The 9033-nt window shown below is 38.0% G+C and carries 8 protein-coding genes; all 8 read left to right on the top strand.

What is annotated here, in order from left to right; translation table 11 throughout:
* Positions 1–6 precede the first annotated feature (6 nt).
* The gene (locus AB3I12_RS13145; RefSeq protein WP_063627752.1) at positions 7–2379 is read left to right on the top strand and encodes an ArdC-like ssDNA-binding domain-containing protein; all 2373 of its coding nucleotides are present in this window, start codon (positions 7–9) and stop codon (positions 2377–2379) included.
* Positions 2380–2439: 60 nt separating this feature from the next.
* The gene (locus AB3I12_RS13140) at positions 2440–3900 is read left to right on the top strand and encodes a toprim domain-containing protein (RefSeq protein ID WP_063627751.1); all 1461 of its coding nucleotides are present in this window, start codon (positions 2440–2442) and stop codon (positions 3898–3900) included.
* 10 nt (positions 3901–3910) lie between these two features.
* Positions 3911–6115, top strand: a complete 2205-nt coding sequence (locus AB3I12_RS13135) for a type IA DNA topoisomerase (RefSeq protein ID WP_063627750.1) — start codon at positions 3911–3913, stop codon at positions 6113–6115.
* Between the two features lie 15 nt (positions 6116–6130).
* A complete protein-coding gene (locus tag AB3I12_RS13130; protein ID WP_002295632.1) occupies positions 6131–6280 on the top strand; it encodes a hypothetical protein in 150 nt (49 codons plus the stop codon).
* A 73-nt stretch (positions 6281–6353) separates the two neighbouring features.
* Positions 6354–6947, top strand: coding sequence for a type IV toxin-antitoxin system AbiEi family antitoxin domain-containing protein (locus AB3I12_RS13125; protein WP_002330563.1), 594 nt, complete (start codon positions 6354–6356; stop codon positions 6945–6947).
* Between the two features lie 15 nt (positions 6948–6962).
* Positions 6963–7862: a nucleotidyl transferase AbiEii/AbiGii toxin family protein gene (locus tag AB3I12_RS13120; protein WP_063627749.1), complete on the top strand. Its 900-nt coding sequence runs from the start codon at positions 6963–6965 to the stop codon at positions 7860–7862.
* A gap of 2 nt (positions 7863–7864) precedes the next feature.
* Positions 7865–8350, top strand: coding sequence for a single-stranded DNA-binding protein (gene ssb / locus AB3I12_RS13115; protein WP_002325539.1), 486 nt, complete (start codon positions 7865–7867; stop codon positions 8348–8350).
* A gap of 365 nt (positions 8351–8715) precedes the next feature.
* Entirely contained in the window at positions 8716–8976 is a 261-nt protein-coding gene (locus AB3I12_RS13110; RefSeq protein ID WP_002321813.1) for a hypothetical protein, read from the top strand.
* Positions 8977–9033 lie beyond the last annotated feature (57 nt).

Below are 9033 nucleotides of genomic sequence, written 5' to 3'. Positions count from 1 at the left end.
ACGGACATGGCAGAAGAAAAAGAACCACTAGACAATAGTCGTTTGGGAAAATCCAAAAGAAAATTAGTACGATTGCAAAATGAATTAAATGAACAAATCGAAAAGATGTTTGAACACCAAAGAAAGACCAACGGTCAACCAATGAACGATAAGAGAAACGGGCATTCTTGGTTTAGGCAACAAGAACGAATCGAAAATAAAGTCCAAAGTCTGAGAGAAGAGATCAAGCAACAAGAAAAACAGGTAGAAAAACTTGAAAGACAAGAAGAGCTAAAGGAAATGGGTTATAACAAGTACGGTGGCCTGGACATGACGATCGAAAATATTCCAAGAATCAAAGAAGAAATCGAACGCTTTGAAAAAGGTGAATCGACTTTTTCAGCTGCCACGATCCGAAAATACCAACGAAAATTGGAAACATTAGAACAGCTGAAAGAAAAATCAGAAAAAGGAAAAGAAAATATCCTCCCTGAAGTACAAGCGATCATTGACAGCGGACGAGTGACGCAATGGAAAAAAAATCCAACCATTTATTTTTTGAAAGGCTATCGAAAAGTTGCTTTAGAACTGAATGAAAACGGGGGATTTGAGGAATCAAAAAAATACCAAGCCACGTCGGAAGAGGAAAAAGCAGCTGTTCGTGAATTACTTGAAGAGGCTGCGCCAGCTGATTCATTGAAGGAGAAAGAAAACGATCATTTCTATCGAGTAGAATTCAACGAAAATGATCCAGAAAAAGGATTGAAAAGTTATGGTGGGGAGATCGTAACATTAGAATTGATCGATCAACTTAAAGCGTTGGATAACCAGTACGCTGCAGAAGCAGGCTATTATAAATTCTATTTTGAAGAAGTGAAGAATGGAGAAGTAGTCGATCAGATACGAATGGATCTAGGGGATGGCGTCAATAGTAATCACCCCATCTATTTAGAGTTAGCTAGATTGTGCGAACAAGTACCTGAGAAGGAACAAAAACAATCGGTCAAAAATGAACCTGTTTCGAAAGAACAAATGCAGTCGAAAGAAACAAAAACAAAACAAAAGGGCTATCAAAAACGAACGGCAGAAGAGATTAAGCAAGAAGTCAAATCACTTTCCCAACAGGCGCTTGATGCGGTGAAAAAGCATACTCATTCACCTGAAGACGTCAAAGAACTTTTGAATTTTATGTCTCGTTTTCCAGAACGATCCTTTAGAAATCAATTATTGATTGAGGAACAATTTCCAGGAGCAACGGCTTGTTTAGGTCGTGCCGCGTTGAAAAAAGAAGGAATCTATATCAAAAAAGGGGAACAAGGAAACAAGATCTTTGTCAGAAAAACGGTCAAAGGATTTTATGAGAAAGGACGTGGTTTTGTTCGAGAAACAGAAGCTACACCAGAAGATAAAAAACGAATCGAAAGTGGTCAAATCGAAGTGATCAAAAAGCCTTACTACACGATTGAAAAAGTGTTTGATATCACACAAACACAATTGAAGCCTGAAGACTATCCGAAAATCTTCCCGAACCGTGTCTTTGATTTTCAATTGGATGCTAAAGGTCAGTCAGAACTTCAAGCTGGGATTCAAGCGGTAGCCAACAATATTGGAATTCAAATTCGAGATATGACGGAGAGCGAAATCTATCAAAGAGAATTAGGACAAACACGTGGGGCTTATGTCTATGACAAGGTCACTGGTGCAGAAGAAATCGTGATGAATACTCGAAATACTCCTACGCAGCATTTAGCTACAAGTATTCATGAATTAGCCCATGCAAGAATGCACAAATTTTCAGAATTAGACACCGCAACCAAAGAATTGCAGGCAGAAATGACTTCTTATATTGTGTGCAAACATTTTGGAATGGACACGTCGGAGAAAGCTATTCCTTATATTGCAGCATGGACGAAGAATGGTCAGACGTTGGATGATAAGGAAGCTGCGGAACGTGGGAAAATCATGAATGATGTCAGCCGTGTCGCAAATGAATTCATTCAAACCATTTCTAATGAAATCAATCAATACAGAGAAAGAGAACCAGAGATCCAACCAGCAGAAGTGCAGCAGGAGCATAAAAATACTGTAGAAACGGCAGAACAAAAGAATATTGTTCCTGTTGGTTCACTTTGGATCGACAAGAAAGACGGGAAAGTAATGGAAGAAGATACGGGTCGAACGTTACATTTGAAGGATGCGGCGTTTATTGAAGATCCGCAGCATAATCAAGTAATTTTAAAAGGAAAAAGTTATGGAAAAGAGATCCAAACGGCGTTACCTTCAGAAGAATTTGCGCTAGGAAATCCATTCCGATTTTCACTTGAGACAGTGTCAGAAGTGGCCAAACGAAAAAATGAAATCTATTATGAACAACAATTGTCACAAAAAGAACGCGTATAAAACAAGTAAGAAAGACTATCTGAAAAATGGATAGTCTTTTTTCTTTTGGGAGGTTTGAAAATGACAGAGAAAAAAATGAGTCTCATTGATCGATGCAAGCAAATGGATATTGTGGATTTTGCACGAAACAATGGAATGGCTGTAGTCAATAAAGGACGTGACTATCGCTTAGAAGACCATGATTCTTTTGTTTTTGATCGAAGAAAACAACGTTTTTATTGGAATAGTCAAAATATTAGTGGCGACATTATTGAATTAGCTAAACTTTTTTTTATAGACAAAGAGATCCAAGACCCTAAGCAACAATTTAAAGCAGCCACTGATTTTATTCTAAAGAATGAAGACAAAACAGAACGAGTGGAAAATCTTCATTTTGAGACAGAAAAGTACAAAGATCACCCCGTTGATTATCAACCACTCACAGAAAAAGGAAGGAATTATCTGAAGGAAGAACGAAAACTGCCCGATTGGTTGATTGATTATGCAGAAAAAGAAGGATTGATTGCCGAACTAAAGCCAAAACATGAACGGCAAAATTTCTTAGTTCGAGACGATCGTTTGGATCATGCGGTCGCCTTTTTATGGAAAGATCCACAGACAAAAGAGACAGTAGGGGCGAGTTATCAAGGAACGTTCATTGATTATGAACGTTTTGGTGAGAGAGGCACATATAAGCATATAGATAAAAATTCGACAGCGAATCATGGCTTTAACCTAAGGATTGGTGATCCTAAACAGTTGAAATTTTTTGAGAGTAGTATTGATTTACTTAGCTACGCTGCACTGAATCGTGATCAGTTAAACGATACGTGGTTAGTCTCTATGGAAGGGTTAAAACACCATGTGATCAGTCATTATTTTGGTGAGGCAGTATCTGAATTGAGAAAGAAACAAGCCTTTCCTCAATCCATCGAGATTTGTGTGGATAATGATCGTGCAGGACATATTTTCTACGAAAAAGAACAATTAATGGGCGCAGTTGATCCATTTACGAATCAGAAAGTACGTTGTGAACGAGGAATCGCTAATGATTGGCAAGTGCCAAGAGAATACAAAGTCATTTATGAAGAAGCCGCAAAAGAAGAAAAGGTCACACCAGAAGCTATTATGGCCATACACAAGACAGAAAACAATCTGCAATTAACGAACCAACTGGTTTCCGCTCACAAAGTCAATGCGTCTTTTGGTCAGCAGCTTTCTGTTAACGATTCAATAGAAGTCATTAGTTTGAAAGATATTTGTAGAGAAGTCGCAAAAGAATTAAAAGATTGTGAACGCTCGAATGGTACGTATGATTTTGATCGTTTTTATCAAGGAAAAGGGGATATTAATTCTCAGATTCTTTTCTCTTATAAAGCAGAACAATACTACAAAGGCTATAAAAATCATGAACATGAATTTGTACCTGAAGTGAAAAAGGATTGGAACGATCAATTGAAGCATGAGATCCATCAACAGGAAATTAGAAAGCAAAAACGTGCGATGTTGTTTCAACAAGGCAGACAACAAGAAAGGGAGTGAGATCGTCACGATGAAAACTGTCATTTTAGCAGAAAAACCGTCACAAGCGAAGGCCTATGCCGATAGCTTTTCTAAAGCCACCCGAAAAGACGGGTATTTTGAAATCCAAGATCGATTGTTTCCTGGTGAAACTGTGATCACGTATGGTTTTGGTCATTTAGTCGAGTTAGATTCGCCCGATATGTACGATGAAAATTGGAAACAATGGTCATTAGAGCATTTGCCTATTTTCCCTACACATTATCACTATCATGTTCCTAAAGATAAGAAAAAGCAATTCAACGTGGTGAAACAGCAACTTCAATCGGCCGACACCATTATTATTGCGACAGATAGCGATCGTGAAGGGGAACTGATCGCTTGGACGATCATTCAACAAGCAGGCGCTGATCAAGGAAAAACCTTTAAAAGACTTTGGATCAACTCCTTAGAAAAAGAAGCCATTTATCAGGGATTCCAGCAATTACGAGACGCAGAAGAGACCTATCCCAAATTTGAAGAAGCACAAGCACGCCAGATCGCTGATTGGTTGATCGGCATGAACGGCAGCCCACTGTATAGTTTACTCTTGCAGCAAAAGGGCATACCAGGAAGTTTTTCCTTAGGCAGAGTCCAAACCCCAACGCTTTACATGATTTATCAGCTGCAGAAAAAGATTAGAAACTTCCAAAAAGAGCCTTATTTTGAAGGGAAAGCCCAAGTAACCGCTCAAAATGGCATATTTGATGCGAAGCTTGATCCCAATGAAACCCAAGCGACGCAAGAAGCATTTGAAGCCTATTTAAAAGAAAAAGGTGTTCAAGTAGGAAAGCAGCCAGGCACGATTCTTGAAGTCGAAACCGAGAAAAAAAGCGCGGCAAGTCCACGTCTTTTTTCTCTATCTAGCCTTCAGTCTAAAATGAATCAACTCATGAAAGCTAGTGCCAAAGACACTTTGGAAGCCATGCAAGGCTTGTATGAAGGGAAATATCTAAGCTATCCGCGAACAGATACCCCTTATATTACGGAAGGGGAATATGCGTATCTGTTGGATCACTTAGACGAATACAAGCATTTTTTTAGGGCTGAAGAAATTCCAACCCCTATTCATACGCCGAATAGTCGGTATGTGAACGATAAGAAAGTCCAGGAACATTACGCAATCATTCCTACAAAAACGGTTATGACAGCAGCGGCTTTTGAACAACTAAGTCCACTGCAGCAGGCTATTTATGAACAAGTGTTAAAAACAACGGTGGCCATGTTTGCGAAAAAATATACCTATGAAGAAACAACTATCTTGACGCAGGTTCAGCAGCTTCAGTTAAAAGCAATCGGAAAAGTGCCGGTAGATCTAGGTTGGAAGAAGTTATTTGGAAAAGAGAGCGACGGAAAAGAGAAGGAAGAAGAGCCGCTACTTCCTAAAGTGACAAAAGGAGAAATGGTGACGGTAGATCTACAAGTCCTTGAAAAAGAAACAAAGCCACCAAAACCTTATACCGAAGGTACGTTGATCACTGCAATGAAAACAGCTGGGAAAACCGTGGATAGTGAAGAAGCGCAATCCATATTGAAAGAAGTGGAAGGAATCGGTACAGAAGCGACACGGGCGAATATTATTGAAACCTTGAAACAAAAGGAATATATCAAGGTAGAGAAAAATAAGCTCGTGGTGACGAATAAAGGGATTTTGCTTTGCCAAGCCGTGGAAAAAGAGCCGCTGCTTACGAGCGCCGAAATGACCGCCAAATGGGAAAGCTACTTGTTAAAGATTGGAGAACGAAAAGGAACACAAACCACTTTTCTAGCCAATATCCAAAAATTTGTCTCTCACTTATTGGAAGTCGTCCCAGGACAAATCCAATCCACTGATTTTGGATCGACGTTACAAGAAGTGAAAGCAGCCAGTGAAAAGCAAGAAGCCGCGCGTCATTTAGGAATTTGTCCAAAATGCCAGGAACAAGAAGTCTTACTCTATCAAAAGGTGGCCGCATGTACGTCTGAAGCTTGTGATTTTAAATTATGGACAACGATTGCCAAAAAGAAACTCACAGCGACACAGCTGAAGGAACTCATTCAAAATGGCCGAACAAGCCAGACAGTAAAAGGGTTAAAAGGACAAAAGGATTCGTTTGAAGCAACGATCGTTTTAAAAGAAGACTTCACTACAGGCTTTGAATTTTCTGAAAAGAAAAAAACGAACTTCAAGAAGAGAACACGACGCACTACAAAATAATGGAGGGTTAATCTTATGCGTAATACAACACACAAACAACAAGAAATCGAAAATCAAAAAGCCAAAATTCGTTCAGAACAGGAAAAAATGCGTGCCAGCAAACGACGACTGCAGCAATTAAAGAACCAGCAACGGATTCAAAAAGAAATCGAATTAGATCGATAAATTCCTTTCTTGTTAATATAAAACTAACATGTTATAGTTGTGTTAGTTTTATATTAACTTTAGGGGAAGAGTAATGAAAGACAAAATCCAATGTATTTTTGATAAACATAATGGCAACCTATCCTTGAAGGATGCTAGAAGTGAAGGATTATCGCCTATGACGTTAGATCGATTAGCCGAAAAGGATAAAATAGAAAAGGTAGCACCAGGTTTCTATACCTTAAAGGATGCGTTTGTGGATGAATTGTATCTCGCTCAGAGTATCTATTCCAGAGGGATTTTTTCTCATGAGACTGCGCTCGATCTTTTTCAAGTAGGAACATATATCCCTAAAAAGATCAATATGATGTTTCCTAAAGGATACAATGTATCAAAGGAGAAATTAGATCAGTATGCCATTCAACCGCATTACACTAATAAAGAAAATTTTGACCTGGGAGTCACAGAAACAGAAAGCTTTTACGGCAATAAAATTTTAGTCTATGATTTAGAGCGAACGTTATGTGATATGTGGAATCCAAGATATAAAGCAAGCGTAGAGGTAAAACAAGAAGCATTAAAAGAATATATGACAAGTACCAGTAGAAATACAAATAAGCTAAGAAGATACATGGATATTTTAAAATCACCAAAAGAAATGACTTTGTATATGTTGCCACTTTATTGAGAGGATTAAAGGTGAATGACACCGACACAATTTAAAGCAAAAACGAGAAATTTTGCAACAGAGAAACATTTAAATCCACAAATTGTCCAAAGATATTATATGATGGAAAAATTATTAGAACGTATTGTTGAATCTCCTTATCATGATGATTTTGTATTAAAAGGGGGATTTCTGATCGGATCAAAATACGGGTTAGAAAACCGTTCAACTGTTGATATTGATACGACTTATCGAAATTCGAAACTCACAAAAGAAAAGTTAGAAACTGTTTTTTCTGAATTAACAGCTGATCCCACAAAAGATGGAATTCGATTTGAATTAAAGGGATTAACAGAGACGAGGGAAGCCGATTATTACCAAGGTTTTCAAGCAAAGTTTATTGCTTATCTTGAGAATGCACGTGTACCATTTAAATTAGATGTTACTTCAGGTGATTCTATTATTCCAGCGGCATTGATGTATGAACACAAATTAATGTTTGAAGATAAAAAGATTCATATTCCAGCTTATCCTACGGAACAAATTCTAGCTGAAAAATTACATGCCACGTTAAGTTTTGGAAAAGATAATTCGCGTATGAAAGATTTTTATGATTTGTATATGATCCCTAAACTAGAACGCATCGATGAGAGAAACTTGTATAAGAGTGTTCAAGGAACATTTAAGGAAAGAAATAATCAATCTGTGTTTAAGAATTTGTATGATCAGGAAATGCCTCAATTGATGAAGGATGAGGGTTTGAGAGAAAAGTGGAAAAGATACCAACAAGAAAACTATTTTGCCAAAGACATTTCTTTCGAATCTACACTAACTTCCGTTGATTCCTTGATGCAATCAATTGTAGAGCAAGAGAAGGTAGAACGAAAACAAAATTTTAAGAAATCACAACAAATGAATCAAGAAATGGAGAGATAAAGATGATTAATAATGTAACTTTAGTAGGACGGTTAACCAAAGATCCAGATTTACGTTATACCGCAAGTGGCACAGCAGTGGCGACTTTTACCCTAGCTGTTAACCGCAATTTCACGAATCAAAACGGCAATCGAGAAGCCGATTTTATTAACTGCGTGATTTGGCGCAAACCAGCAGAAACAATGGCGACATTAGCTAAAAAAGGTAGCTTGATTGGTGTAGTTGGGCGGATTCAAACGCGGACTTATGACAACCAGCAAGGACAACGTGTGTATGTGACAGAAGTTGTGGCCGATAATTTCCAACTATTAGAAAGCAAAGCAGCGACAGAAAGCCGTGCGCACGCTGATCAATCGTCCACCAGTCCAAGCACCACCACTTTTGAACAACGGGATACAGCGACGCCTAATAACAATGGATTGAACGCTTCACAGAATCCATTTGGTGGACAATCAATCGATATTAGCGATGATGATCTACCGTTCTAAGTAGCATTTTCTATTGGTTGCATTTGCTACGGTTTATGTTATAATTTAGTCAACAAAAAGAATTTTCAATCTATAACCAAAAACCACTAGCTGGCGGGCTAGTGGTTTTCTTTTACGTTTCTATTATAAGAATTAACGGGTAGGCTTACTGTCTTTCTTGGCAAATTTACAATCAAGCCATTTGCAGATATAGTGCGCGGCTACTTCTGCCATGATTGCAAAAACAAAATCAAAAAGAATTTTCAAACCTATAACCTCCTCCCCTTGCCAGATTAGGCCGGGGTAGCAGACAGCAAGACTATTATAGCATAATTGAAATTTCCAAATGATTGGATTTTTGCTATAATTTTAGCGAGGTGATTGTGATGAACAAATATGTTGGTTTGCTTGATAAAATCCGAGTAATAAAAACGCAACCGTTATTGGTTCGCTTTACTTTACAAACGATTCATGAATCGATTAATTGTGTAGTTGCAGATATTGAAATTATCGATAAATTGCTAATTATGGATGATGGAAAATACAATATTGCCGTCACAGGTCACTTCAATAAACGAAATCAGCTGGTTATTGCTAGCATGTATGTTAGAAATCCCGATCAGTTTACACGATCGATGGGCATATAAAGAAAGAAGAGTTGCAATCCTAATGTAGGACTGCAGCTCTTTTTGTTTTACATAGAA

Origin of the sequence: Enterococcus sp. C65, from assembly GCF_040887165.1 — a bacterium.
GTDB classification, from domain to species: domain Bacteria; phylum Bacillota; class Bacilli; order Lactobacillales; family Enterococcaceae; genus Enterococcus_B; species Enterococcus_B hirae.
The sequence above is the reverse complement of the archived record's forward strand: the minus strand, read 5'-3'. Positions and strand labels throughout refer to the sequence as shown.